This window comes from Streptomyces exfoliatus (genome assembly GCF_000725545.1).
Lineage (GTDB): Bacteria > Actinomycetota > Actinomycetes > Streptomycetales > Streptomycetaceae > Streptomyces > Streptomyces exfoliatus.
On the sequence record NZ_JNZP01000027.1, the window covers coordinates 18525 to 42568 of the forward strand.

A 24044-nucleotide genomic window follows, 5' to 3' on the forward strand; every position below is an offset into this window, starting at 1 on the left:
CCTGGCACGCGCCCTGGGGTCGTCGCCATGGGCGTGGACATCGACGGTGTGATCGAGATGCGCGAGCGCGAGGGCCGCTGGGGCATCGCGCTCGATCTGCCGGACCGCGCGCTCGGGCGCGACCGGCACGCCTGGGAGTGCCTCTTCGGCTTCGGCGGCGCCCTCGGGGTGGACCGCGCCCTGTTCGACCGGCGGGGCTGCCCGGAGGACGTCTCCGAGCCGGTCCCGCGCACGTCCGAGGAGCTGCACCACGGTCACTCGTACGCCACGTGGGCCGAGATCGCGGCCGTCGACTGGGACGTGCCGCTCGGCGACGGGCCCGACGGGAACCGCGTCGGCGAGTGGCGGCCCGGACCCGACGGCGCACTCGCCCTGCACCAGGTGCCCTGGACACCGATCGAGGTCCTCGACGCGGCGGAGGAGCTCTTCGGCGAGGACCTGATGCCGCCGGAGTGGCCGCCGGGCGCCGACGTCCCATGGAACGGCGCCGTGTACCGCCCGGTGACCCTCACGCCCCGCATGTTCGCCCCGCCGGACGGCGACTGGGGCCCGGTGTGGGCGGCGATGGGCGGGCTGGCGGCCGTCCACGGGGACGAGAACGTCCGCCTCGTCGTCTGGTTCGGCTGACCCGGCCCGCACCGTGGCCCCGCCCCGGGCCCCCAGGCCCTCAGACCCGTACCGGCTCCGCCGTGAGCCTGCCGTCCTGGACCGTCACCGTGCGGTCGGTGCGGGCGAGGTGCGCGCGGTCGTGGGTGACCAGGACCGTCGCCGTACCGCGCTCCGCCGTGAGGCTCGCCAGGAGGTCCATGACGGCCGCGCCCCGCTCGTGGTCCAGCGCGCTGGTCGGCTCGTCGACGAGGAGCACGGACGGCTCGTTCATGAGCGCCCGCGCGATGTTCACCCGCTGCCGCTGACCGCCCGAGAGCTGGTGCGGCCTGCGGTGGGCCTGGTCCGCGAGGCCCACCGCGTCGAGGAGTTCCAGGGCACGGCCCCGTACCGCCTTCGGCGGTCGCCCGGACAGGTGGGCCATCACCTGGAGCTGCTCGGCCGCGTTCAGCGAGGGCAGCAGGTTGGGCTGCTGGAAGACGATCCCGATGTGCTCGCGTCGCAGTCGCGCCTTGTCGGCGGGGGTGAGCGCCGCCGTGTCCGTACCGGCGACGGCCACGCGTCCCCGGTCCGGGGTCACCAGGGTGGCGGCGACGGCGAGGAGGCTGGACTTGCCGGAGCCGGAGGGGCCGACGACCGCCGTGAGCGTACCGGCGGGGACGTCGAGGGAGACGGCGTCGAGGGCGGTGAGCCGGCCGTCCCCGTCGGGGTAGGTGAGGGTGACGGAATCGAGGACGAGACTCATCGGGCGCTCCCGAGGGCGGTCAGAGGGTCGACGGCGGTGATCCGCCGGATGGACAGCGCCGCGCCGAGGACACCGAGCACGACGATCACCGCCGCAGGTCCGAGGACGGTGAGCGGCTCCAGTACGAAGGGCACGTTCCCGCCGCTGACCAGGGCGCCGATGCCGACGGCGAGCGCGGTGCCCAGCAGGGTGCCGGCGGTGAGCATGAGGACGGCCTGCCCGAGAGCGTCCTTGAGGAGGTACGGGGTCGAGGCGCCGAGCGCCTTGAGGACGGCCACGTCGCCGCTGCGCTGGATGGTCCAGACGGTGAAGAAGGCTCCTATGACCAGGGCGGAGATGGCGAAGAGGAAGCCGCGCATGAGCTGGAGCGAGCCGTTCTCCGCCTGGTAGGACCCTATGGCGGTGAGGGCCTCGTCGAGGGTCCGCGCCTCGGTGCCGACGGTCTCGTCCCCGGCCGCCCAGTCGGCGCCCTCGCCCCCGTCGGCGCCTCTCAGCGCGATGACGGTGGCCTCCTCCTGCGCGGTCGTGCCGGTGCGGCCGAGCTTCTGCCAGTCGTCGAGCGAGGTCCACACCACCGGGGTGTGGCTGTACGAGGCGTCGCCGGCGACCGCCGCGACGGTGAGCTCCAGGGGGCCGAGGCGGACGGCGTCACCGGTGGTCACGGCCAGTTCCTCGGCGGCCGACTCCGAGAGGACGGCCCGCCCGGCGGCGGGCGGGGAGGGGGCGAGGCCGGTGTCCGGCTCCGTACCGAAGGCGGACACGGCGGCGGTACGGTCCCCGGCGGCGGCGTTGAGGGTACGGATGCCGAGCGGCGCCGCGGCCGTCACGCCGGGCCGCTCCGACCAGCGGCGCCACTGTTCCTCCGTCACCGTCGAGTTGGTGAAGGAGACCGACTGCCCGGACGGCGGTGCCGCGAAGGCCAGCCGGTCGGCGGGTAGGCCGGTGATCGCGGAGATGTTCTCCCGCGCGAGTCCGGCCGTCAGCCCTGACAGCAATCCGACGAGCAGGGTGATCAGCACGATCACGGTGCCCATGAGTGCGAATCGCCCTTTGGCGAATCCGAGGTCTCTCCATGCCACGAACATGCTGACCAGGGTGGTCCGCGGGGGGCCCGGCCGGCATCGCGCCACGGATGGCCCCGCAATCAAACTTTCGGTTGAGTCCGGATCGTCTGCCGCTGTCTACGCTGGGGGGACCATGCGTCCCCCTTCCTCCCTCCGCCCCCCACGGCGTTCTGCCCTCCACCCCGCCGAGCGGCCCTCCCTCACCCCGGCCCCGCGCGCGCTGCGTGTCTGCCTGCACCTGCTGACGGCCGGCCTGCTCGCCCTCACGGCGGTACGGGCGGAGTCGGCGGCCGGGACGGCGATGGCGGTGGTGACGGGCGCGGTCTACGCGGCCGGTTCGTACCTGCCGTCGGTGCGCGACTCACGGCGGGGCGCCGCCGTGTGGCTGGGAGTCCTGTGCGCGTCCTGGCTCGTGCTGCTGTGGCTGACCCCGGAGGCGCTCTGGGTGGCGTTCCCGCTGTACTTCGTGCAGCTGCACCTGCTGCCCGCGCGCTGGTCGCTGCCGGTGGTCGCCCTGACGGCGGGCGCGGCGATCCTCTCGTACGTGGGGCACGGCGCCCCGCTCAATCCGGGCGTCTTCATCGGGCCGCTGCTCGGCGCGGCGGTCGCGGTGGCGACGGTCCTCGGCTACCAGGCCCTGTACCGGGAGAGCGAACGGCGGCGCCGGCTCATCGAGGAGCTGCTCGCGACCCGGGCGGAGCTGGCGGCGGCGGAGCGGCACGCGGGGACGCTCGCCGAACGGGAGCGCCTCGCGCGCGAGATCCACGACACCCTCGCGCAGGGTCTGTCCTCGATCCAGCTGCTGCTGCGGGCGGCGGAGCGGGCCCTGCCGCCGGGGTCCCCGGCCTCGGGACACATCGAACGGGCGCGGCAGGCGGCCCAGGACAACCTGGCGGAGGCCAGGCGCTTCGTCCGCGCCCTTTCGCCGCCGGACCTGGAGCACGGCTCCCTGGCGGCGGCGCTGGAGCGCCTGTGCGAGCCGGGCGCCGGACCGGGTGCGCACGGGCCGGGCGGGGCGGGGCCGCGGGTGCGCTTCTCGGTCAGCGGTACGCCGGTCGAGCTGCCGACTCCGTACGAGGTGGCGCTGCTGCGGATCGCGCAGTCGGCGCTGGCGAACACGGTGCGGCACGCGGGGGCCTCGCGGGCCGAGATCACCCTGTCGTTCATGGACGCCTCGGTCACCCTGGACGTCGTCGACGACGGGAAGGGTTTTGATCCCGCCTCCGTGGGCCGTCCCTCGTCGGACGGCGGTTTCGGGCTTCCGGCGATGCGCTCGCGGGCGGAGTCGCTGGGCGGCACGTTCACCGTGGAGTCCGCGCCCGGCCAGGGCACGGCCGTCGCCGTGTCCCTCCCCCTCCCCGCTGGAGTGTGAACCATGACCATCCGTCTGCTCCTGGCCGACGACCATCCGGTGGTACGGGCGGGTCTGCGCGCGGTCCTCGACACGGAGCCGGACTTCGCCGTCGTCGCGGAGGCTGCCACCGCCGAACGGGCGGTGGAGCTGGCCACGGCCGGCGGTGTGGACGTGGTGCTGATGGACCTGCAGTTCGGGTCCGGGATGCACGGCTCGGAGGCGACGGCGGCGATCACGGCGGCGCCCGGCGGCCCGAAGGTGCTGGTCCTGACGACGTACGACACGGACGCGGACATCCTGGCGGCGGTGGAGGCGGGCGCCTCCGGCTACCTCCTGAAGGACGCGCCGCCGGAGGAGCTGGCAGCGGCGGTCCGGACGGCCGCTGCCGGTCAGTCGGCGCTCGCCCCGGCGGTGGCGCACCGACTGATGGACCGGATGCGGACGCCGGCGGAGGCCCTGACCAAGCGGGAACTCGAAGTGCTCCAGCTGGTCGGCGAGGGTCTGTCGAACCAGCAGATCAGCAAGGTGCTGTTCCTGAGCCAGGCGACGGTGAAGTCGCATCTGGTGCACGTCTTCGCGAAGCTGGGCGTGGACTCGCGCACGGCGGCGGTGGCGACGGCGACCGCGCGCCGGCTGATCAGGCGGTAGGACCGGGGTCCTGTGCGGCTGCCGGGACGCCTCGTGATCAGGCGGTAGGGCCGAGGTCCTGGGCGGCTGCCGGAACGCCTCGTGATCAGACGGTAGGACCGGTGTCCTGAGGCGAAGGCCCGAAGAGTTCGACGGCGCGGCGGACGCCCGCGAGTCCCTCGGCGAGCGCGCTGACGGATCCGACGCAGCCCGCGACGAGCAGCAGGGAGCGGCGAAGGCGTCGTACCTCGGGGGCGCCGCTGAGCGCCATCGCGTCCAGGGCGGCGAGCTCGTCCTCCGCGATGCCCCGGTCGGTGAACTCCACCCGGTGGGCGGCCAGTTCTCGTCGGAGCCGGGCCACGGCGGATCGCAGTTCAGCCACTCTGGGGTCCACGCCCTCGCCGGTCACTCGCCTCTGCCCCACGCTTCGCAACACGGTTCTCCCCCTCGCACGACACTGTGCGCAGAACGCCGTACCCCGAACACACCCGGCCTCGCCCGGCCGACCCGTGAAACGGGGTCGGCAGCCGCGAGCCGCGGGCCAGTTAACTCCTTCGCCACCCCGGCGCGCCACCCTTGGTGGACGGAATTCAGGCGACCGTGTCATTCCGCCTGATGCGGTATGCACTTCCCATGACAACAGCGCATGATCGAAACCCCGTCGTCGCCGGTCTCGTCCTCGCCGCCGGGGGCGGGCGACGGCTCGGGGGCCGGCCCAAGGCGCTGCTCTCCCACCGGGGGCGGCCGCTGGTCGAGTACGCGGTGGGGGTGCTGCGCGCGGCCGGGTGCGAGGTGGTGCACGTGGTGCTCGGGGCGTCGGCCGGTGCCGTACGGGAGCGGGCGGATCTGGCCGGTTGCGTGCTGGTGGAGAACCCGGACTGGGCGGAGGGGATGGGTTCCTCGCTGCGGGCGGGGCTGGTCTCCCTCGCCGCCGATCCGCGCGGGGTGGACGCGGCGCTCGTGCTGCTCGTCGACCAGCCGGGGATCGGGGCGGAGGCGGTGGCCCGGGTCCGGGCGGCGTACGGCTCGCGGGACTCGCTCGCGGCGGCGTCGTACGGCGGGGAGCGCGGGCATCCGGTGCTGTTCGGCGCGGGGCACTGGGCGGGCATCGCGGAGACGGCGGTGGGCGACCGGGGCGCGCGGGACTATCTGGCGGCGCACTGGGATGCGATCACGCCGGTGGACTGTTCGGATGTGGCCGAGCCCTATGACATCGACACGGAGGCGGATCTGGCCCACCTCGAAGGACCGGCGTAAGGAGCGGCCGTAGGACCGGCCCCAAGGAGCGCGAACGGGGCGTGAACGGGCTGGCACCGAGCGCCATGGTCTGTCGATCCAGAGAATCTCGACATCAACAAACCATTGAACTTCCACCATGAGGAAACTAGTATCCACTGTTCAGAAGCGCCTGCTCGTTCAGAAGGCGCTTGCGGCCGTATCTCGGCGCCTGCGGCACTGCGTGCCGTTCCGCGACGCCCGGCGGCCGCCTGGCACCGCCCGTGAAGTCCGCTGAAGGAAGTGACAGTTCATGTCCGCACCAGCGCCGTCCCCCCTGGCCGTCGTCGATGCCGAGCCCCTGCCGCGTCAGGAAGAGGTGCTCACCGAGGCCGCCCTGGCCTTCGTCGCCGAACTGCACCGGCGGTTCACCCCGCGCCGGGACGAGCTCCTCGCCCGCCGGGCGGAGCGCCGCGCCGAGATCGCCCGAACCTCCACGCTGGACTTCCTGCCGGAGACCGCCGCGATCCGCGCCGACGACTCCTGGAAGGTCGCGCCGGCCCCGGCGGCCCTGAACGACCGCCGCGTCGAGATCACCGGCCCGACCGATCGCAAGATGACGATCAACGCGCTCAACTCCGGCGCGAAGGTCTGGCTCGCCGACTTCGAGGACGCCTCGGCGCCGACCTGGGAGAACGTCGTCCTGGGCCAGGTCAACCTGATCGACGCGTACACCCGGAACATCGACTTCACCGACCCCCGCTCGGGCAAGTCGTACGCCCTCAAGCCCGCCGACCAGCTCGCCACCGTCGTCATGCGACCGCGCGGCTGGCACCTGGAGGAGCGTCACCTCACCTTCGACGGACGCCCGGTGCCGGGCGCGCTCGTCGACTTCGGCCTGTACTTCTTCCACAACGCGCAACGGCTGATCGACCTCGGCAAGGGCCCGTACTTCTACCTGCCGAAGACGGAGTCGCACCTGGAGGCCCGCCTCTGGAACGACATCTTCGTCTTCGCCCAGGACTACGTCGGCATCCCTCAGGGCACCGTCCGCGCCACGGTCCTCATCGAGACCATCACGGCCGCGTACGAGATGGAGGAGATCCTCTACGAACTCCGCGACCACGCCGCCGGGTTGAACGCTGGCCGCTGGGACTACCTCTTCTCCATCGTCAAGAACTTCCGTGACGGCGGAGCCAAGTTCGTCCTTCCGGACCGCAACGCGGTCACGATGACGGCCCCGTTCATGCGCGCGTACACCGAGCTCCTCGTGCGCACCTGCCACAAGCGCGGCGCGCACGCGATCGGCGGCATGGCGGCCTTCATCCCGTCCCGCAAGGACGCCGAGGTCAACAAGGTCGCCTTCGAGAAGGTCAAGGCCGACAAGGACCGCGAGGCAGGCGACGGCTTCGACGGCTCCTGGGTCGCCCACCCCGACCTGGTGCCGATCGCGATGGCCTCCTTCGACGCCGTCCTCGGCGAGAAGCCCAACCAGAAGGACCGCCTCCGCGAGGACGTGTCCGTCGCGGCCGGCGACCTGATCGCCATCGACTCGCTCGACGCGAAGCCCACGTACGCGGGCCTGGTCAGCGCCGTGCAGGTCGGCATCCGCTACATCGAGGCGTGGCTGCGCGGCCTCGGCGCCGTCGCGATCTTCAACCTGATGGAGGACGCGGCCACCGCCGAGATCTCGCGCTCGCAGATCTGGCAGTGGATCAACGCGGGCGTCGTCTTCGAGAACGGGAAGACGGCGACTCCGGAGCTGGCCCGCGAGGTCGCCGCCGAGGAGCTGGCCGCGATCCGCGCGGAGATCGGCGAGGAGGCCTTCGCGGCCGGCAAGTGGCAGCAGGCGCACGACCTGCTCCTGCACGTCTCCCTCGACGCGGACTACGCGGACTTCCTGACGCTCCCCGCGTACGAGCAGCTGGTCGGCTGACCGCGGCAACACGAGACGGGTTGACCGGCTGCCCGCACAGCTGCCGTCACAACCTTTTCGATCAAGGCCCCGCCTCCCGGTGTCGCACGACACCGGGAGGCGGGGCCTTTTCGTACCCCTGTGAGGTCACAGGTGACGTGACGGAACCGAGATATGCAGCTACCTAGCGGTAACAAGCCAGGGCGTGCGAGATTCCGCCATGTCACCGGCGCCGGCGGCTGTCCCCCACATCACTGCGTACCGCATACCGCAGGAGCACAGCCATGCCTTCGTCCCCCTCTCGTGCGCTCCGCGCACTCCTGGCACTGTGTACCGCCGCCGGGCTCGCCTCCGTCGCCGTTCCGTCCGCCCAGGCCTCCCCCGGCAGCGGGCCCACCGCCGTCGTCGCCATGGGCGACAGCTACATCTCCGGCGAGGCCGGCCGCTGGTTCGGCAACAGCCTCACCAACTCCGGAAGCCGCAACGGCACCGACCGCGCCTGGACCGGCAGCGGTTACGACACCTCGCGGGTGTACGGCGCCACGGCGGGCGGCTGTCACCGCTCGGACACCTCCGAGGTGAAGAGCGCGGGCCCGATCGCGAGCTCCCTCGTCAACCTCGCCTGCTCCGGCGCGACGACGGACAACGTCTTCCGCGCCTCGCAGGGCGGCGTGGCCTACAAGGGCGAGGCCCCGCAGGCCGACCAGCTGGCGGCCGTGGCCGCCACGCACGACGTGAAGCTGATCGCGCTCTCCATCGGCGGCAACGACCTCGGGTTCGCCGACATCATCTCCACCTGCGCGACCGACTACATCGTCTGGTACTCGTACTGCCACGACGACCAGCAGGCCGAGGTCGACGCCAAGATCGACGGGGTGATGGCGGACGTCGGCCGTTCGGTCGACGAGATCCGGGCCGTCATGACGGGCGCCGGATACGGCTCGTCCGACTACCGGATCGTCCTCCAGTCGTACCCGTCCCCCATCCCCCGTGCCGCCGACAACCGGTACTCCGAGAGCGGCTGGGCCCGTACGAACACCGGCGGCTGCCCCTTCTGGAACGCCGACTCCGACTGGGCCCGCGACTCCCTCGTCCCGCAGATCGCCAACCGCCTCAAGGGCGTCGCCGCGGCCAAGGGCGTGCAGTTCATGGACCTGCGCGACGCGCTCCAGGGGCGCGAGGTCTGCGCCAAGGCGAGCAAGCAGGTGACCTCGACCGTGCCCGCTTCGGGGACCACGAGCGAGTGGGCGCGCTGGATCGACAGCCAGAGCACCCAGGGGCTCGTCCAGGAGTCCATGCACCCCAACGCCTACGGCCAGCAGGCCCTCGGCCGCTGCCTGGCCCTGGTCAACGCCCGTCCGACCGGCAACCACAGCTGCCGCAACACGGCGGGCTCGGGACCGTCCTCCATGTACCTCACCACGGGGTGACGTTCAGGGAGCGGTGAGGCCGAGCGGGCCGAGGACCCGCTCCGTCTCATGGCGGTCCGCCGCGGCCATCGCCCGCACCAGGGCGGCGGACCCGCCCGGCCAGGCCGACGCCGCCTCGTCGAAGGTCGTACGCCGGGACTCCAGCGGGCCCTTCTTGGCGGGCAGCGCGTCCAGGACGTACAGCGCCCGCGCCGAGGTGCCCACCTGGATCAGGTCGGAGGGTTCGCCCCGCAGGCGCAGGGCCTGGTGGGCGTAGGCACCGATCACCGGGTCACGGAGGGCGCCACGCAGGGCATCGGGCGGGGCGGCGGCGGTGTCGAGGGCGTGGAAGAGCCCCCGGACGGCCGCCGCGTCGGAGGTGCCGGCGTGAACGGAGCCGAGCGCCGCCAGCAGCTCGGACCAGGCTTCGGCGGTGTCCCCGCGGGCGTGGAGCCAGTCGGCGAGCACGCGCGTGGCGACGCACCCGGGCCAGCCCGCGGCGGCGGCCACCACCTCGGGCGCCGCCCACCCGCGGGCCTCGCCGACGTCGGGCGCGGCGACTCCTCGGACGCCGAGCAGATAGCGCACGACGCCCGCGCCGCGCGGGGTGAGCCCGAAGGCGTCGCCGGTGCGGAAGACGAGGCCGGTGGCGGCCAACCGGTCCAGGACGGTGGCCAGATCGCGGGCGGCCCCTTCGAGTCCGGCCCGGTCGGCCTCGGTCACGTCCGCCGTGCCGAGGAGCCGGACGAGCTCCGGCAGGGGCGGCAGCGCGTACCCGTCGGGCGCCTCGGCCGGTACCGGTACGGGCAGGTCCTCCAGGTCCGGATCGACGGACCAGTCCTCGTACTCGGCGGCCTTGCGGGCCACGGACTCGGCCGAGCAGCCGCGCCGGTAGACCACGTACAGGAGATGGGGAGCCTCCCCGCCGTAGGGCTCGAACTCCTCCTCCGCCAGTTCCTCGACGGCGGCGATGAGGGTGTCCGCGTCCCGCTCGGCCGGCCCGGCCTCGATCGCGGGCGGCGGGGGCACGGGGACGGCGGCGTCCCCGAAGTGGTCGAGGTGCTCGTCGAGGAGGGCGTCGGCCAGGACGAGGTGCGGGAACGCGTCGGGTCCCGGCGCGAACCGCGCGTACGCTCCGGCGAGCTCCTCGGCGAGCCCTGCCGCTGTCCACCGGTCCTGGAGCGCGGCGGCCACCTTCCCGATGCCGGTCGCGACGGCGTGGTCGGTGAGCAGCGGCCCGACGGCGGGCGGCTCCTCGGCGTCCCGGACGTACGCGCGCGTGAGCGCCTCGGCGAGGAGCACGTCCGCGAGGGCCGTGCGCCCCATGAGGTCGGCCGGGTGCACACCGTCGGGCAGCGGCGCGCCGTCGAGGGCGGCGAGCCGGCTCCGTACGTCGTCGGGGTCGGCGAGATCGGCGCCGCAGGCCCGCAGCAGGGAGGCGTACCAGCGGTGCCAGGTGAGGTTGCCGGGGTCGGTCATGGCCCGCTCGAAGTCGGGCGCGGCCTCGTCCACGACGGCGGCGACCCGCTCACGCAGCTCCCCGTCGAACCGCCCGGCGAGTTCCCCGAGCACGGCCGGATAGACGGCGAGCTCTCCCGGCGCCGCGTAGACGAACGTGGGCAGGTCCTCGACGAGCAGCTGCCGCACGAGGGCGGGCGTCGGTTCGGGCACTCCGCTCCCCCGGTCGGCTCCCCGCAGGGCGAGCAGCCCCAGGACCGCCTCGGCGGCGCGGACGAACACGGGATCGCGGCGCTCGGGCGCTCCGTCGAGGAAGCTGTCGAGCCCGGTGTTGGTCAGAACGGTCTCGGCCACGCTTCCCAGAGTAGTTCGGCGGGGACGAATCGGACGTACGACGCAGGCGGGGAGCGGCGTGGAATCACAGGCGTCTGCGCAGGGCGCGGACGACCTGGGCCATGTGCTGGACGTGGCCCGCGCGCGCCCACGCCTCGGGACCGCCGACCCCCGCGGGGCCCGCTCCGGCCGCGCAGGAGGCGAGCCAGCGCTCGCCCTCGCTGAACTCCTCTCCTCTGAAGCCCTCCGCGTGGACGATCTCCCGGACCAGCGAGCGGACCGTGTCCGCGTGGCCGGGCCCCTGGGTGGGCACCCGTACGAGCAGGAACGTGCGCTCGGTCGTGTAGCGCACCACGCCCCACGGTGGGGCGCCTCCCGCGCGCGTGGGCGAATCGGCGCTGCCGGTGTGGGCGGCTCCGTAGTCGCCGTGGACGACGGGCGGACCGGGGTGTTCGGCGCCGTCGGCGAGCATGTGCCAGACGTCCCAGTCGAAGCGGTGCGCCTCCGCGAGGGGCGCCCCGTAGTCCTCGGGGAAGGTACGGGGGAAGGAACCGGCCAACAGGACGACCGTGCGCCAGTGGTGGAGGGGGCCGAGCAGGCCGAGGGCGCGCAGGGCCCACTTCTCCGCCGGGTGGTGCTCGTCGACGACGGCGCCCAGGTCGAGCAGCAGGTCCACCGGGCAGTGCGCGAACGCGATCCGCGTCAGGAGACCGCCGACCGCGTCCCTCAGTCCCTCGTCCGGCGGAACGGTCAGGAACACGCGGACGCCGAGACCGTTTCCGCTGAGCCGCGCGGCCTCCGCCGCGGCCGTCTGCCGCCATGCGGCCCGCTCGACGCCGGTCACGGGCCGGAGCGGGGTGCCCGCCGCCGTGAGCCAGGACTCCGCGGCGAGCGGCCCCGCGGTGAGCGGCTCCGTCCCGTCCTCCGTGTGGAAGGCGTCGACCCAGGCGGGGCGGCCGCGCTGGGCGGTCTCGATCGCGCGCAGGGCGGTCCTCAGGTGGGAGGCGAGCGCGGTGCGGTCGGGGTCGAGCGGGTGAGGGGGCATCCGGCCCATGGCGCGGACCCCGCCGACCCGGGGCGGGATGCTCCACAGCGGCGTCACGCACGCGCGTGCCCGGGGATGGAGCCGGCTGTACGCGGCGAGCGCGCTGCGGCGGGCGGGGAGAGCGGGGACGTAGAGGGGTCCGGACGAGAGCCCTGGCGGCAGGTCCGATTTCGGGTCTGACGGCAGGTCGGATGTCGGGTCTGGCGGCAGGTCGGACGAACCGTACGACGGTCGCTCTGACGGCAGGTCTGACATCGGCTCGAACATCGGCGCCCCCCGGTGGCCCGCTGCATCCCCTGTTCGCAGGGTGAGGCGCGGCGGTCCGAGGCGAAAGAGGGCGGTTCCGGCCAATCTCACGGCCCGTCAGCGCGGGCCCGGCCGTCAGCGCACCACCGCCGTCCGGGGTGCCGAGAAGTCGCCCCAGGTGCCGTCGGGGAGCCGGGCGCGGAGGGTGACGGTGTAGCGGGTGCCCGGCGGGTCCTGGACCGGGAAGGTGTAGGTCGCTCGGCCGGGGGGTGGGGTGGTGCCCCAGATGATGGTGGTGGCGAAGCGGCCGTCGAGGTGGAGTTCGTGGTGGGTCACAGGGGCGCCGGTGTCGGGTGGGGTCCAGGTGACGGTGATCGCGCGGTCGGTCGAGGTCACGGCGAGGCCGGTGGGGGCGGTGTTCGGGGGCGCGCCGGGGACGGGGGCCGTGGTGAGGTCGGCGGGGGCGCTGTCTCGGGAGGAGTTCTCGGCGGCGTCGCGGGCGCGGACGGTGAACGCGTAGGCGGTGCCGGGGCGCAGGCCGGTGACGTGCGCGGTGGTGGCGGTGCCGGGCACGGTGTGGATGCGGGTGTCGGCCTGGTAGACGTCGTAGGCGGTGACCCGGGTGTCGTCCCGGGCCGCGGACCAGCGGAGGGTGGCGGCGCGGCTGCCGTCGGGTGCGGCGCGCAGGGCGGTGGGCGTGGTGGGGGGTGTGCGGTCCTCGGCGGCGGCGCGGAGCGTGGTGGCGGTGACGGTGGTGCTCGGGGGCGAGGCGTTGCCGGCGGCGTCGCGGGCGCGGACCGTGAAGCGGTGGCGGGTGGCGGGGGCGAGTCCGACCACGTCGGTCATCAGGGTGGTGGCGGGGAGGTCCTTGACCTTGCGGCCTTCGCGGTAGACCGCGTAGCCGGTGACGGCCCGGTCGTCGGTGGCCGCGTTCCACATGACGTGGACGGTGCTCGCGCTGCCCGCGGTCGCGGTGACTCCGGCGGGTGCGGTGGGAGCGCGGGTGTCCTTGGGCGGGGGTGCGGCGGCGCCCGCGCACCCGGCGAGGGTGAGGGCGAGCACCAGGGGGGTCAACAGGCTTGCGGCGAGCGGGCGTTGCACGGGCCGGCCTCCGTCCGTCGAAAAGGTCCAGACCTATATCGCACAGGTGGGCGGAGCCGGGCAAGGGGGCGTTGTCAGTGGCGTGCGCTTCACTGAGAACATCACTCTCCGTAGTCGATTCAGGGGGAATCATGACGGACCGTACGACCTATGTGACGTTCGCCGGGGTACGTCGCCGCGGCTGGACCGACACGATGATGCGGGACCTGCTCGGAACACCCGATCTGCAGGGCCGGGACCCGCGCCGCTGGTCCCTCTCGCCCCTGCGGCTCTACCTCCTCGCGCGGGTCGAGACCGTGGAGCGGACACCCGAGTTCGTGGAGACCTCGGCGCTCGCCCCGGCCCGCTCGGCGGCCGCCGTGGCGTACGCCGAGCGGCGCCGGGCCGCCGTACTGGCTTCGATCCGCGCGGAACCGATCGAGGTGCCCCGGCTCCCCGGGCCCGAACTGGAGCGGCGGGCGGCACGCCACCGGCGGTTGCTCGGCGCGCGGGAGGGCGCGGCGCGCGGGACACCGGCCGGCGCCCTCGTCCGGTGGCAGGTGAGCTATCTGCGGCACGCCCTCGCGCGGTACGAGTCACTGCTCGACGGGCTGTACGGGGAGACCGGGCGCGGCGAGGCCGAGCGGCTGTTGCGGCGGCGGCTGTACGAGGCGATCGCCGGCGCGTACCCGGCGCTGGCCGACGAGTGCCGTCGCCGGATCGGGGTGGAGCGGTGACGGCGCAGATCCTGATGCTGATCTTGGAGATGGCCGCGCACCTGGCCGGGCACGTGGCCGCGCACCTGGCCCGGCCGGGTGGCGGTCAGCCGGACAGCAGGCGCACGACCGCTCGGCAGGCCGCCGGGATCGGGGCCACGATTGCGACACCGCAGCGGGTACGGAGTTCTTCCGCCGCCTCCCCCAGCGGACCGCCTCCGATGACGACCGCCCGCGCCCCGTCCCGTTCCGCGCAGGCGCGGACCGCTCGCTCCAGCCGGTCGACGAGCAGGGCAGGGTGCGCGGAGAGGTGCTCGGGGGTGCCCGTGGTGAGGCGGAGGCCGGTGTACCGGTCGGCGAGGCCGAGGGCCGTCACGTGCGCGGCGATGGCGTCGGCGAGGAGCGGGGTCGTGGTGGCGATGCCGAAGGGGGTCCCGCCGGCGGCCGCCTCGGCGAGGGCCGCCTCGCCGAGGCCCACGACGGGGACGCCGACCGCCGCGCGCAGCTCCGCCACGCCCGGGTCGCCGAAGGCGCCGACGAGGAGCGCCGCGCAGTCGCCCGCGGCCACGGCGCGCAGGCCCGCGGCGAGGACCTCGGGGGCCGCGGCGCGCAGCGCGGCCGGGTCGGTGAGCATGCGAGGGCCTCGGGAGACCGTGACACCGCGGACGGAGGGGGCGCCGCCCGGGGCGTGGAGGGGCAGCGCGCGGCCGAGGCTCCGCCCGGCGATGGCGGTCATCATCCGGGTCGTGGCGGTGGACGTGTTCGGGTTGATCAGCACGACCGCCCCGGGCCCCGCGGTGTGCGCGGGGACCGGGGCAGGCGGTGGGGCGTCGGCTGGGTTCAGTGGGCGTGCGCCGCCTTCGCCGTGGCGCTGCCGGAGATCTCCTCGCCCGGCTCCATCGGTGCGGTGACGTCGTCGTCGTCCTTTCCGCGGCCCAGGTGGTTGAAGACCACGTTGAGCAGGACGGCCGCGACGCAGCCGGTGGAGATGCCCGAGTCCAGGATGATCTTCGCGGTCTCGGGGAAGGCGTGGTAGAACTCCGGCGCCGTGATCGGGATGATGCCGACGGCCAGGGAGACGGCCACGATCAGGACGTTGTTGTCCTTCTCCAGGCCGGCCTTGACGAGGGTCTGGATGCCGCTGGCGGCGACCGAGCCGAAGAGGACGACGCCCGCGCCGCCGAGGACCGGCCGGGGGACGACCGAGATGAGCGAGGCGGCGACGGGCGAGAGGCCCATCAGGACCAGGAAGCCGCCGCCGCAGGCGACGACGAAGCGGCTGCGGATCCGGGTCATGGCGACCAGGCCGATGTTCTGCGCGAAGGCGCTGCACATGAAGCCGTTGAAGAGCGGGCTGATCGCGGAGCCGAGGGTGTCGGCGCGCAGTCCGGCCGCGATGGTCTTCTCGTCGGCCGGCCGGTCGACGATCTCGCCGAGCGCCAGCATGTCGGCGGTCGACTCGGTCATGGAGACCAGCATGACCACGCACATGGAGATGATCGCGGCGAGGGCGAACTGCGGGCCGCCGAAGTGGAACGGCGTCGGGAAGCCCACGATGTCCGCCTCGGTCACCGGGGAGAAGTCGGTGACGCCGAACGGTATGGCGATGAGGGTGCCGATGACGAGGCCGACGAGGACGGCGATCTGCTTGAGGAAGCCGCGGGTGAAGCGGCGGAGCAGCAGGACGACGACGAGCGTGATGCCGGCCAGGGTGAGGAAGGTGGTCGAACCGTAGTCCTCGGCCCGGGGGTTGGGCCCCTGGGCCCAGCCGAACGCGACCGGGAGGAGGGAGACGCCTATGAGGGTGATCACGGTGCCGGTGACGACCGGCGGGAAGAACCGCACGAGCCGGGAGAACCAGGGGGCGGCGAGGAAGCCCAGGAGGCCGGCGACGATGATCGCGCCGAAGATCACGGGGAGCGCGTCGGCCTTGTCGTCGGTGGTGTCGACGATGGCGAGCATCGGAGCGACACCGGCGAAGGTGACGCCGTTGACGAACGGCAGGCGGGCGCCGATCTTCCAGATGCCGAGCGTCTGGAGGAAGGTGGCGAGTCCTGCGGTGAAGAGGCTGGCGCCGGTCAGGAAGGTGAGTTCGGTGCCGGAGAGGCCGACGGCCGCTCCGACGATCAGGGGCGGCGCCACGACGCCCGCGTACATGGCGGCCACGTGCTGAAGGCCGCTGGTGAGCATCTTTACTGGGGGCAGCGTCTCGTCGACCGGATGTGTCTCCCGGTCTTCGGGGGCGGAGCCTGCGTCTGGTGCATTGCGAACCTGGGGCTTGGCGGCCACGGCGGTTCCTCCGGTCGGTTACACGTCGGCGGGGACGCGGGGTTCAGGGAGGTGGTGCGATGCGGTGCGAGGTGCAGGAGGTGCGGCTCGTTGCGGGGGCGGTGCGGGGCGATGCGGTGGGGTGCGCGCGTGGGGAGTCCGCGACGCGGTGACGGGGTGCCCGGTGGGGGTGCGGGCGGACATCACCGTCCCGGGAGACGCCGTACGTCTTCTGCGTACGACGCCTCCCGGTCGGGCTGCCGCGGACCCCGCTCGGGTCCGCGGCGACCGACCGAGGGCCGTCCCCCTCGGTCGGACTCCATGGGAAGGGTCAGCCCTGGGCCGTGATGCGGGCCAGGCGCTGCGCCTGCGCGCGTGCGTCGCGCGCGATCTGCTCCTCGTCGGCGAACAGCAGTCGGTTGTTCTCGACGATCTGCCGGCCGTTGACGAAGGAGGCGGTGACCGGGGCCGCGGCGCCGAAGACGACGGCGGTGACCGGGTCGGCGATCGAGGAGTGGCCGAGGCCGTCGATCTTCCAGAGGACGAAGTCGGCGAGCTTGCCGGCTTCGAGGGAGCCGATGTTGTCGGCGCGGCCGAGGACCTGCGCGCCGCCGTAGGTGCCGAGGCGCAGGGCCTGGCGGGCGTTGAGCGCGGCCTCGCGGTGGGCGCCGAGACGGTTGATGAGGAGCGCGTTGCGCAGCTCGGTGTGGAGCTCGCCGGACTCGTTGGACGCGGTGCCGTCGACACCCAGGCCGACGGGTACGCCCGCCTTGAGCATGTCGGGGACGCGGGCGATGCCGGCGGCGAGGCGCGCGTTGGAGGACGGGCAGTGCGCCACACCCGTGCCGGTGCGGGCGAAGGCCGCGATGTCGGAGTCGTTCATGTGGACGCAGTGCGCCATCCACACGTCCTCGCCGAGGAAGCCGGTGGACTCGAAGTAGTCCGTCGGGCCCATTCCGAAGAGCTCGTGGCAGAACTTCTCCTCCTCCACGGTCTCCGAGCCGTGGGTGTGCATGCGCACCCCGAGGCGGCGGGCCAGCTCGGCACCCTGCTTGAGCAGCTGGGTGGAGATGGAGAAGGGGGAACAGGGGGCGACGGCGACCTGGGTCATCGCGTCGAAGGAGGCGTCGTGGAACTTCTTCACCGTCTCCTCGGTCGCGGCGAGCGCGCCCTCGGTGGTCTCGACGGCGAAGTCGGGCGGCAGGAAGCCGTCCTTCTCGCTCATGTCCATCGAGCCGCGGGCGAGGGTGAAGCGGACGCCCATGTCGGAGGCGGCACCGATGATGGCGCCGGACAGGTCGCCGGAGTTCTTCGGGTAGACGTAGTGGTGGTCCATGGCGGTGGTGACGCCGCCGCGGGCCATCATCGCCAGGGAGCCCTGGGCGGCGACGCGGACCATCGGCTCGTCGATCCGCGACCAGGTCGGGTAGAGCGCGACCAGCCAGTTGAACAGGTTGTGGTCGGTCGCCAGGCCCCGGGTGATCCACTGGTAGAAGTGGTGGTGGGTGTTGACGAGACCGGGCGTGATCAGGTGACCGGTGGCGTCGATCCGCCGCACCACGTTCTCCAGGCCTTCGGGAGCCTTGCCGGCACCGATGGACTCGATCTTGTTGTCGGCGACGACGAGGTGGCCGGAGGCGTACTCGGTGTCGTTCGCGTCGACCGTGGCGATCGCCGCGTTCTCGATGACGATGCGCTGGGCTGCCGAAGGTGCTGCCATGGCGGTGGTTCCTTCATTCCTCTGGGGTGGTGTGGGCACGGCAGGACCCTAGGAGGATTTGAGTGCCGGGGCCGTGTGACGGCTCCGGGTGCCGAGATGGTGGAAGAACAGGTTGAGCAGGACGGCGACGAGCGCGCCCGCGCTGATGCCGGAGCCGAGCACGGTCTGCGCCCAGGCCGGGAAGTCGGCGTAGAAGGTGGGCGCGGCGAGCGGGATGATGCCCGCTCCGAGCGCGACGGCCACCAGGATGATGTTGGAGCTGTCGTCGAGTCCGGCTTCCGAGAGGGTACAGATGCCGCTGACGGCGATCGAGCCGAAGAGGACGATGCCGGCGCCGCCGAGGACGGGCATCGGGACCATCGAGACGACCGCGCCGAGGGCGGGGAAGGCTCCGAGGACGATCAGGGCGCCGCCGGCGACGGCGACCACGTACCGGGAGCGCACCCGGGTCAGCGACACGACGCCGACGTTCTGGGCGAAGGCCGAGGTCGGGAAGCCGCCGAAGACGGGGCCGAGGAGGGTGGCGATGCCGTCGGTGCGCAGTCCGCGGGTGATGGTCCGGCCGTCGCTGCGCCGGTCGCAGATCTCGCCGAGGGCGAGCATCCCGGCGCTGGACTCGGTCATGAGGACGAGCATGACGATGCAGAGGGAGAGGATCGCGGCGGGCTGGAACTCGGGGGCGCCGAAGGCGAAGGGGGTGGGCAGGGCGGCGACGGGGGCCTCGCGCAGGGCGGCGAAGTCGGCCATCCCGAAGGGGACGGCGGCGAGGGTGCCGATGAAGAGGCCGAGGAGCAGCGCGATCTGCTTGACGAAGCCCTTGCCGAAGCGCTGGAAGAGCAGGATGACGACGAGGGTGAAGCCGGCGAGCGCCAGGTACTTCATGGCGCCGAAGTCGGCGGCGGTCCTGTCGCCGCCCTGGGCCCAGCCGACGGGCACGGGCATCAGGGTGACCCCGATGAGGGTGATGACGACGCCGGTGACGAGCGGCGGGAAGAAGCGCAGGAGCCTGCCGAAGAAGGGTCCGACTGCGAGGCAGAAGACTCCGGCGACCATCACCGCGCCGTAGATGGCGGGGAGTTGGTGTCCCGGGACGCTGGTCTCCGCGATGGCGAGCATCGGCGCGATTCCGGCGGAGGAGGCGGCGTTGACGAACGGGAGCCGGTTGCCGGCGAAGCGTCCGATGCCGAGGGTCTGCAGGAGGGTGGCGCAGCCGGCGATGAGCAGGCCGGCCGCGATGAGCCGGGTCATCCCGGCGGCGTCCAGGCCGACGGCCTGGCCGATGATGAGCGGAGGGGTGACCACGCCGGCGTACATGGCGGCGATGTGCTGGAGCGCCGCGGGGACGAGCCGCGAGGCGGGGAGCTTCTCGTCCACCGGGTGGCACTCTGTCGAGGCCGTGGCAGGGGTGGACGGCGGGGTGGAACACGGGCCTTCGGCGGTTGCCGGCCCCTTTGTGGGCTGTGCCATGGGGGTTCCCTCCGGTCTGGTGCGGTCCCCGCCCGACTGCGGGCGGGCGGGGACCGGTCACTCAGACGCCGCTTAGAGGTTGGTCATGTCGACCGGGATCTGCGCCGAGGCTCCGTCGCGGAGGACGGTGGCCTCGATGAGGCCGTACATGCGGTCGGCGGCGTAGTAGACCTCGTTGTCGTTCTTCAGGCCGAAGGGCTCGAGGTCGACCAGGAAGTGGTGCTTGTTCGGGAGCGAGAAGCGGACTTCGTCGATCTCCGAGCGGTGGTTGATGATCCGCGAGGCCATCTGGTAGAGCGTCTGCTGGAGGGAGTACGAGTACGTCTCCGAGAAGGCCTCCAGCATGTGCTTGCGGGTCTGCTCGTAGGACCGCTCCCAGTTGGGCATGCGCTGGTCGTCGTCGGTCCAGTTGAAGCGCCACCTGGCGGACACCTGCGTGGCCAGGATGCGGTCGTACGCCTCCTGGAGCGTCGTGTACTTGTCCTTGATGTAGCCCCAGAACTCCGAGTTGGTGGAGTTCATGACGACGAGGTCCTTGAGGCCGGAGATGACCTCCCACTTCTCGCCGTCGTAGGTGACCTGGGTGACCCGGGTCTCCTGGCCCTTGCGGGCGAAGGAGTGGTTGACCTCTTCGGCGCCGATGAACTTGGAGTTGGCGTCCGAGGAGGCGATGCGCTCCCAGGAGTACTCCTCGATCCGGATCCGGGCCTTCTTGATCGGCTCCTGGCTCGTCACGAAGTGACGGGCGAGGTGGATGCCGAACTGCTCGGCGGACTCGATGCCGTACTCCTTGGCGAACGCGAAGATGGTGTTCTTCGTCGTGTCGGTGGGGAGGCAGTGGGCGTTGGAGCCGGTGAGGTGGACGTCGTCGAGGTCGCCGGAGAGGGCGACGGAGACGTTCAGGTCCTTGATGTGGTGGGTGTCGCCGTCCCGCGTGATCTTGACGACGCGGTTCTCTGCTTTGCCGTACTGGTTCTGGCCGAGAATCGTGGGCATGTCTGCTAGCTCCCTCGGTATACGGAGTAGCCGAACGGGTTGAGCAGCAGCGGTACGTGGTAATGCTCGCCCGGGGTGACGGCGAACGTGATCGCCACCTCCGGGAAGAACGCACCGCTGTCCCTTACGCGGGGGGCGTCCTGCTGCGCCTCGGCTTGCTTCTTGTTCACGAAGTACTGCTCGACCTCGAAGTCGAGACGTACATGGGTGGTGCCCTCCGGCAGCGCCGGGAGGTCCTTGCATCGTCCGTCCGCGTCGGTGGCCGAACCGCCGAGCGTGATCCACTGCGCGTCGGAGCCGCTGCGGGCCGCGAGCGTGATGGCGACGCCCTCGGCGGGGCGGCCGACGCTGGTGTCCAGGATGTGTGTGGACACCGAGGCCGTGGTGTCGGTGCTCATACGGAGCTCTCTTCCTCGGAGGTCTCGGGGGTCTCAGGGGTCTCCACGAGACGGGTCAGCCGGATGCGGTTGATCTTGCCCAGTTCGGTGCGGACGATCTCCCGCTCCTCCTCGGGCGAGTTGCCGATCCGCTTCCGGAGCGCGTCGCGCATCTGCTCGCCGGTCAGACCGGTGGCGCAGATGAGGAAGACGTGTCCGAACGTGTCCTGGTAGGCCAGGTTGAGTTCGAGCATCTCGGCCTTGAGCTCCGTGGAGGCGCCGGCCATCCCGCTCTGTTCGCGGGAGGAGGTCGGGTCCCCTGCCTTCGGACGACCGATCGGCGGGTGCCCCGCCATCGCCTCGGCCAGGTCCTCGGCGGTCAGCTCGGCCATGGCGGCGTCGCTGGCGAGGAAGAGGGCTTCGGCGGTGGTGTACGGGCGCTGGGCGAGAATCCTGCTCCCCCACGCCGAACTGGAACACACCTCGTGGAGCGCGGCTGCGGCCTCGCTGTCCGCCGAGGTGTTGAACCGGGTGAGACCCGGTGTCGTACCTGAAGTCACGGGAAGCCTCCGTGGCTGTTTTTCGCTGTGCGTCGGACGGGCTGCGGATAGCTAACGCCCTCCGCAACACAACGTCAACACTTTGTTGAAAAGTCGGCCACGCAAAAGCCGTCGTCCCGACATGCGGACGACGGCTTCTGGTCACACATGATCAACTAGTCGCTCTTGGGGGCCTTTTCCCTGTTCAGGGCGGTCTCCCGGTTGAGGTAGTTGTAGACGGTGAAGCGGCTGACACCCAGTGCACCCGCCACCGTCTCCACTCCATGACGCACCGAGAAGGCGCCCCGCGCCTCCAGCAGCCGGACGACCTCCTGCTTGGACTTGCGGTCGAGCTCGGCCAGCGGCACCCCGTGCCGCCGCTCCATCGCGGCCAGGATGTGATCGAGGGAGTCGGACAGCTGGGGCAGCCGTACGGCGAGCACGTCCTCCCCCTCCCAGGAGAGGACGACGTCGTCGGCCTCCGCCTGCGCGGGGACCAGCACCTCGGCGCCCATGGCGTCGACCAGCGGCTTCACCGCCGCAACCAAGGGGTGCTCGCTCACTTGCCGTCCTCCCCGATCACGTTCACCTGGAGCGAGACGCGGGTGGCGCCGGCCGCGAGCGACTGGCGCAGCAGCGCGTCGACGGCGGTGAGCACCGCGTCGGCGCCGCCTTCCGCCGTATTGCCGAAGGGGCCGACGTCGACCGCGTCCAGTTCGGCGGACTGGATGACCTCTCGGGCCACGACCGCGTGCGCCGGGGCCTCGTCGAGGTCGAACGGCTCGGTCGTGAACTCCACTCTCAAACGCACCATGGGCCCACGCTACGGCCCCACCCGGCCCGAGGGGAGCCCCGGACCTGCGGGGACCTCTTGACAAGCGCGCCGCCCACCTTGCAACATTCCGTCAGACAGAAACTTACTTCCGCGATACGGAAGGAGCGCCGCCCCTCATGGGATACACGGACCAGCGCTTCGATGTGAACCTGTCGATCCTCTTCACGGAACTCCCGCTCCTGGAGCGCCCCGCGGCCGCCGCCGCGGCGGGCTTCACGGCGGTCGAGCTGTGGTGGCCCTGGATCGACACCGCCACCCCCGAGCAGAGCGAGCTCGACGCCCTCAAGAAAGCTCTTGAGGACGCCGGCACCCAGCTGGTGGGCCTGAACTTCTACGCCGGGCAGCTGCCGGGCCCCGACCGCGGAGCCCTCTCCGTGCCCGGGGACGAGTCGGACCGCTTCCGCGCCAACATCGAGGTGGCCGCCGACTTCGCCGCCTCGGTCGGCTGCAAGGCGCTCAACGCGCTCTACGGCAACCGCGTCGAGGGCGTCGACCCGCAGATCCAGGACACCCTCGCCCTGGAGAACCTGGTCCTGGCCGCCCGCGCGGCTGACCGGATCGGCGCGATCCTGCTGATCGAGACCCTCAACAAGCCGGAGTCGCCGCTCTACCCCCTGGTGAGCGCCCCCTCCGCCATCGAGGTCGTCGACAAGGTCAACGCGGCCACCGGACTCGGCAACGCCAAGTTCCTCCTCGACATCTACCACCTGTCGATGAACGGCGAGGACGTCAGCCAGGTCATCGCCGAGTACGCGGCCAAGACCGGCCACGTGCAGATCGCGGACAACCCGGGCCGTGGCGCGCCGGGCACCGGCGACCTGCCCCTGGAGCAGCTCCTCGACGAGCTGAAGAAGGCCGGCTACGACGGCTGGGTCGGCCTGGAGTACAAGGCCGCCGACGCCGCCGCGTCCTTCGAGTGGCTCCCGGCCGAGGCCCGCGCCTCCCGCTGACCAGCGACTTCTCCCCGTACCACCTTGTTTTGAGAGGCACCCTCACCATGAGCAATCTCCCCAAGATCGCGTGGATCGGTCTCGGCATCATGGGCTCCCCCATGTCCGAGAACCTCCTCAAGGCCGGCTACTCGGTCACCGGCTTCACGCTCGAGCAGGACAAGCTGGACCGCCTCGCGAAGGCCGGCGGCACCGCCGCCCCGTCGATCGCCGAGGCCGTGAAGGACGCCGACGTCATCGTCACGATGGTGCCCGCGTCCCCGCAGGTCGAGGCCATCGCCTACGGCGAGAACGGCATCCTGGAGAACGCGAAGTCCGGCGCGCTGATCGTCGACATGTCGTCGATCACCCCGCAGACCTCGGTCGACCTCGCCAAGAACGCCAAGGAGAAGGGCATCCGCGTCATCGACGCGCCCGTCTCCGGCGGCGAGGCCGGCGCCATCGAGGCCGTGCTCTCGATCATGGTCGGTGGCGAGCAGGCCGACTTCGACGAGGCCCTGCCGATCCTGGAGGCCCTCGGCAAGACCATCGTGCTCTGCGGCCCGCACGGCTCCGGCCAGACGGTGAAGGCCGCCAACCAGCTGATCGTCGCGGTCAACATCCAGGCGTGCGCCGAGGCCGTGGTCTTCCTGGAGAAGTCCGGCGTGAACCTCCAGGCCGCCCTGGACGTCCTCAACGGTGGTCTGGCCGGCTCCACGGTCCTGACCCGCAAGAAGGACAACTTCCTGAACCGCGACTTCAAGCCCGGTTTCCGGATCGACCTGCACCACAAGGACATGGGCATCGTCACCGACGCCGCCCGCAACGTCGGTGCGGCCCTCCCGGTCGGCGCGGTCGTCGCCCAGCTCGTCGCCTCGCTGCGCGCCCAGGGTGACGGCGGCCTGGACCACTCGGCCCTGCTGCGCGCCGTCGAGCGCCTCTCCGGCCAGCAGGTCTGACCCACCGCCCCGGTGAAACGGGGCCCCTGATTTCCGGTCGGCGGCGGCGCTGACACCTGTCCTGTCGCGCCCAGGCGTCGCCGCCGACCGGAACACCACACTTCCTTTTCAACAAACTGTTGACGTTACGTTCGGGCCGAA

General features: G+C 72.2%; 24 protein-coding genes. 9 read left to right on the forward strand and 15 right to left on the reverse strand.

From position 1 onward, the window contains the following. Window positions 1-27 precede the first annotated feature (27 nt). Entirely contained in the window at window positions 28-627 is a 600-nt protein-coding gene (locus tag IO20_RS0127550; RefSeq protein ID WP_030554794.1) for a hypothetical protein, read from the forward strand. Between the two features lie 40 nt (window positions 628-667). On the opposite strand, the gene IO20_RS0127555 is transcribed toward IO20_RS0127550, so the two are convergent. Both IO20_RS0127555 and IO20_RS0127560 read right to left on the reverse strand, forming a co-directional pair. Continuing rightward, the gene (locus IO20_RS0127555) at window positions 668-1351 is read right to left on the reverse strand and encodes an ABC transporter ATP-binding protein (RefSeq protein ID WP_030554796.1); all 684 of its coding nucleotides are present in this window, start codon (window positions 1349-1351) and stop codon (window positions 668-670) included. After that, window positions 1348-2436 carry an ABC transporter permease gene (locus tag IO20_RS0127560; protein ID WP_030554798.1) on the reverse strand — a complete coding sequence of 363 codons (1089 nt, stop codon included), beginning with the start codon at window positions 2434-2436 and terminating at the stop codon, window positions 1348-1350. Before IO20_RS0127560 ends, IO20_RS0127555 begins: the two co-directional genes overlap by 4 nt. A 112-nt stretch (window positions 2437-2548) precedes the next feature. Between IO20_RS0127560 and IO20_RS0127565 the strand changes: the two genes are divergently transcribed. Together IO20_RS0127565 and IO20_RS0127570 are read left to right on the forward strand one after the other, a co-directional pair. Beyond that, on the forward strand, window positions 2549-3787 hold the full coding sequence (locus tag IO20_RS0127565) for a sensor histidine kinase (protein WP_030554800.1): 1239 nt from the start codon (window positions 2549-2551) through the stop codon (window positions 3785-3787). 3 nt (window positions 3788-3790) lie between these two features. Next, window positions 3791-4417: a response regulator gene (locus IO20_RS0127570; protein ID WP_030554801.1), complete on the forward strand. Its 627-nt coding sequence runs from the start codon at window positions 3791-3793 to the stop codon at window positions 4415-4417. Between the two features lie 85 nt (window positions 4418-4502). On the opposite strand, the gene IO20_RS0127575 is transcribed toward IO20_RS0127570, so the two are convergent. Continuing rightward, window positions 4503-4832, reverse strand: a complete 330-nt coding sequence (locus IO20_RS0127575) for a DUF5955 family protein (RefSeq protein WP_037636385.1) — start codon at window positions 4830-4832, stop codon at window positions 4503-4505. Between the two features lie 197 nt (window positions 4833-5029). Here IO20_RS0127575 and IO20_RS0127580 point away from each other — a divergent pair, with 197 nt between their 5' ends. From IO20_RS0127580 to IO20_RS0127590, 3 genes are all read left to right on the forward strand, one after another. After that, a complete protein-coding gene (locus IO20_RS0127580) occupies window positions 5030-5653 on the forward strand; it encodes a nucleotidyltransferase family protein (protein WP_030554805.1) in 624 nt (207 codons plus the stop codon). 271 nt (window positions 5654-5924) lie between these two features. Then, window positions 5925-7547 (forward strand): malate synthase A, encoded by a 1623-nt coding sequence (gene aceB, locus IO20_RS0127585; RefSeq protein ID WP_030222423.1) that lies wholly within the window; start codon window positions 5925-5927, stop codon window positions 7545-7547. A 263-nt stretch (window positions 7548-7810) separates the two neighbouring features. Next, window positions 7811-8956 (forward strand): GDSL-type esterase/lipase family protein, encoded by a 1146-nt coding sequence (locus IO20_RS0127590; RefSeq protein ID WP_030554807.1) that lies wholly within the window; start codon window positions 7811-7813, stop codon window positions 8954-8956. A 3-nt stretch (window positions 8957-8959) separates the two neighbouring features. Here IO20_RS0127590 and IO20_RS0127595 read toward each other — a convergent pair whose 3' ends face one another. From IO20_RS0127595 to IO20_RS0127605, 3 genes are all read right to left on the reverse strand, one after another. Further along, window positions 8960-10747 carry a hypothetical protein gene (locus IO20_RS0127595; protein WP_030554809.1) on the reverse strand — a complete coding sequence of 596 codons (1788 nt, stop codon included), beginning with the start codon at window positions 10745-10747 and terminating at the stop codon, window positions 8960-8962. Between the two features lie 64 nt (window positions 10748-10811). Next, the gene (locus tag IO20_RS0127600; protein WP_078946192.1) at window positions 10812-12038 is read right to left on the reverse strand and encodes a beta family protein; all 1227 of its coding nucleotides are present in this window, start codon (window positions 12036-12038) and stop codon (window positions 10812-10814) included. Between the two features lie 114 nt (window positions 12039-12152). Next, window positions 12153-13118 carry a fibronectin type III domain-containing protein gene (locus tag IO20_RS0127605; RefSeq protein WP_030554812.1) on the reverse strand — a complete coding sequence of 322 codons (966 nt, stop codon included), beginning with the start codon at window positions 13116-13118 and terminating at the stop codon, window positions 12153-12155. 131 nt (window positions 13119-13249) lie between these two features. On the opposite strand from IO20_RS0127605, the gene IO20_RS0127610 reads away from it, so the two are divergent. After that, on the forward strand, window positions 13250-13834 hold the full coding sequence (locus IO20_RS0127610; protein ID WP_030554814.1) for a hypothetical protein: 585 nt from the start codon (window positions 13250-13252) through the stop codon (window positions 13832-13834). An 85-nt stretch (window positions 13835-13919) separates the two neighbouring features. Here IO20_RS0127610 and IO20_RS0127615 read toward each other — a convergent pair whose 3' ends face one another. The 9 genes from IO20_RS0127615 to IO20_RS0127660 form a co-directional block, all read right to left on the reverse strand. Further along, the gene (locus IO20_RS0127615; RefSeq protein WP_030554816.1) at window positions 13920-14591 is read right to left on the reverse strand and encodes an aspartate/glutamate racemase family protein; all 672 of its coding nucleotides are present in this window, start codon (window positions 14589-14591) and stop codon (window positions 13920-13922) included. A 62-nt stretch (window positions 14592-14653) separates the two neighbouring features. Continuing rightward, on the reverse strand, window positions 14654-16102 hold the full coding sequence (locus IO20_RS0127620) for a nucleobase:cation symporter-2 family protein (protein ID WP_030554817.1): 1449 nt from the start codon (window positions 16100-16102) through the stop codon (window positions 14654-14656). A 310-nt stretch (window positions 16103-16412) separates the two neighbouring features. Next, on the reverse strand, window positions 16413-17801 hold the full coding sequence (locus IO20_RS0127630; protein ID WP_030554819.1) for an 8-oxoguanine deaminase: 1389 nt from the start codon (window positions 17799-17801) through the stop codon (window positions 16413-16415). A gap of 48 nt (window positions 17802-17849) precedes the next feature. Then, a complete protein-coding gene (locus IO20_RS0127635; protein ID WP_030554821.1) occupies window positions 17850-19268 on the reverse strand; it encodes a nucleobase:cation symporter-2 family protein in 1419 nt (472 codons plus the stop codon). A gap of 72 nt (window positions 19269-19340) precedes the next feature. Next, the gene (gene pucL, locus IO20_RS0127640) at window positions 19341-20264 is read right to left on the reverse strand and encodes a factor-independent urate hydroxylase (RefSeq protein ID WP_030554823.1); all 924 of its coding nucleotides are present in this window, start codon (window positions 20262-20264) and stop codon (window positions 19341-19343) included. 5 nt (window positions 20265-20269) lie between these two features. Next, a complete protein-coding gene (gene uraH, locus IO20_RS0127645) occupies window positions 20270-20662 on the reverse strand; it encodes a hydroxyisourate hydrolase (RefSeq protein ID WP_030554825.1) in 393 nt (130 codons plus the stop codon). Then, on the reverse strand, window positions 20659-21201 hold the full coding sequence (uraD, locus tag IO20_RS0127650) for a 2-oxo-4-hydroxy-4-carboxy-5-ureidoimidazoline decarboxylase (protein WP_030554827.1): 543 nt from the start codon (window positions 21199-21201) through the stop codon (window positions 20659-20661). The genes uraH and uraD overlap by 4 nt, the downstream gene beginning before the upstream one ends. A gap of 155 nt (window positions 21202-21356) precedes the next feature. Beyond that, window positions 21357-21695, reverse strand: coding sequence for a helix-turn-helix domain-containing protein (locus IO20_RS0127655; protein ID WP_051874731.1), 339 nt, complete (start codon window positions 21693-21695; stop codon window positions 21357-21359). Window positions 21696-21739: 44 nt separating this feature from the next. Beyond that, window positions 21740-21991, reverse strand: a complete 252-nt coding sequence (locus tag IO20_RS0127660; RefSeq protein WP_078946193.1) for a YkoF family thiamine-binding protein — start codon at window positions 21989-21991, stop codon at window positions 21740-21742. Window positions 21992-22131: 140 nt separating this feature from the next. Here IO20_RS0127660 and IO20_RS0127665 point away from each other — a divergent pair, with 140 nt between their 5' ends. Next, on the forward strand, window positions 22132-22965 hold the full coding sequence (locus IO20_RS0127665; protein ID WP_030554832.1) for a TIM barrel protein: 834 nt from the start codon (window positions 22132-22134) through the stop codon (window positions 22963-22965). Between the two features lie 47 nt (window positions 22966-23012). Continuing rightward, window positions 23013-23903 (forward strand): 2-hydroxy-3-oxopropionate reductase, encoded by an 891-nt coding sequence (locus tag IO20_RS0127670; protein ID WP_030554833.1) that lies wholly within the window; start codon window positions 23013-23015, stop codon window positions 23901-23903. Window positions 23904-24044 lie beyond the last annotated feature (141 nt).

Excerpts from the sequence above, each read along its gene's own strand:
- IO20_RS0127550 (WP_030554794.1), top strand. The coding sequence starts at position 28 with ATGGGCGTGGACATCGACGGTGTGATCGAGATGCGCGAGCGCGAGGGC.
- IO20_RS0127555 (WP_030554796.1), bottom strand. The coding sequence starts at position 1,351 with ATGAGTCTCGTCCTCGATTCCGTCACCCTCACCTACCCCGACGGGGAC.
- IO20_RS0127560 (WP_030554798.1), bottom strand. The coding sequence starts at position 2,436 with ATGTTCGTGGCATGGAGAGACCTCGGATTCGCCAAAGGGCGATTCGCA.
- IO20_RS0127565 (WP_030554800.1), top strand. The coding sequence starts at position 2,549 with ATGCGTCCCCCTTCCTCCCTCCGCCCCCCACGGCGTTCTGCCCTCCAC.
- IO20_RS0127570 (WP_030554801.1), top strand. The coding sequence starts at position 3,791 with ATGACCATCCGTCTGCTCCTGGCCGACGACCATCCGGTGGTACGGGCG.
- IO20_RS0127580 (WP_030554805.1), top strand. The coding sequence starts at position 5,030 with ATGACAACAGCGCATGATCGAAACCCCGTCGTCGCCGGTCTCGTCCTC.
- aceB (WP_030222423.1), top strand. The coding sequence starts at position 5,925 with ATGTCCGCACCAGCGCCGTCCCCCCTGGCCGTCGTCGATGCCGAGCCC.
- IO20_RS0127590 (WP_030554807.1), top strand. The coding sequence starts at position 7,811 with ATGCCTTCGTCCCCCTCTCGTGCGCTCCGCGCACTCCTGGCACTGTGT.
- IO20_RS0127600 (WP_078946192.1), bottom strand. The coding sequence starts at position 12,038 with ATGTTCGAGCCGATGTCAGACCTGCCGTCAGAGCGACCGTCGTACGGT.
- IO20_RS0127610 (WP_030554814.1), top strand. The coding sequence starts at position 13,250 with ATGACGGACCGTACGACCTATGTGACGTTCGCCGGGGTACGTCGCCGC.
- IO20_RS0127630 (WP_030554819.1), bottom strand. The coding sequence starts at position 17,801 with ATGGCAGCACCTTCGGCAGCCCAGCGCATCGTCATCGAGAACGCGGCG.
- IO20_RS0127635 (WP_030554821.1), bottom strand. The coding sequence starts at position 19,268 with ATGGCACAGCCCACAAAGGGGCCGGCAACCGCCGAAGGCCCGTGTTCC.
- pucL (WP_030554823.1), bottom strand. The coding sequence starts at position 20,264 with ATGCCCACGATTCTCGGCCAGAACCAGTACGGCAAAGCAGAGAACCGC.
- uraH (WP_030554825.1), bottom strand. The coding sequence starts at position 20,662 with ATGAGCACCGACACCACGGCCTCGGTGTCCACACACATCCTGGACACC.
- IO20_RS0127655 (WP_051874731.1), bottom strand. The coding sequence starts at position 21,695 with ATGGGCGCCGAGGTGCTGGTCCCCGCGCAGGCGGAGGCCGACGACGTC.
- IO20_RS0127665 (WP_030554832.1), top strand. The coding sequence starts at position 22,132 with ATGGGATACACGGACCAGCGCTTCGATGTGAACCTGTCGATCCTCTTC.
- IO20_RS0127670 (WP_030554833.1), top strand. The coding sequence starts at position 23,013 with ATGAGCAATCTCCCCAAGATCGCGTGGATCGGTCTCGGCATCATGGGC.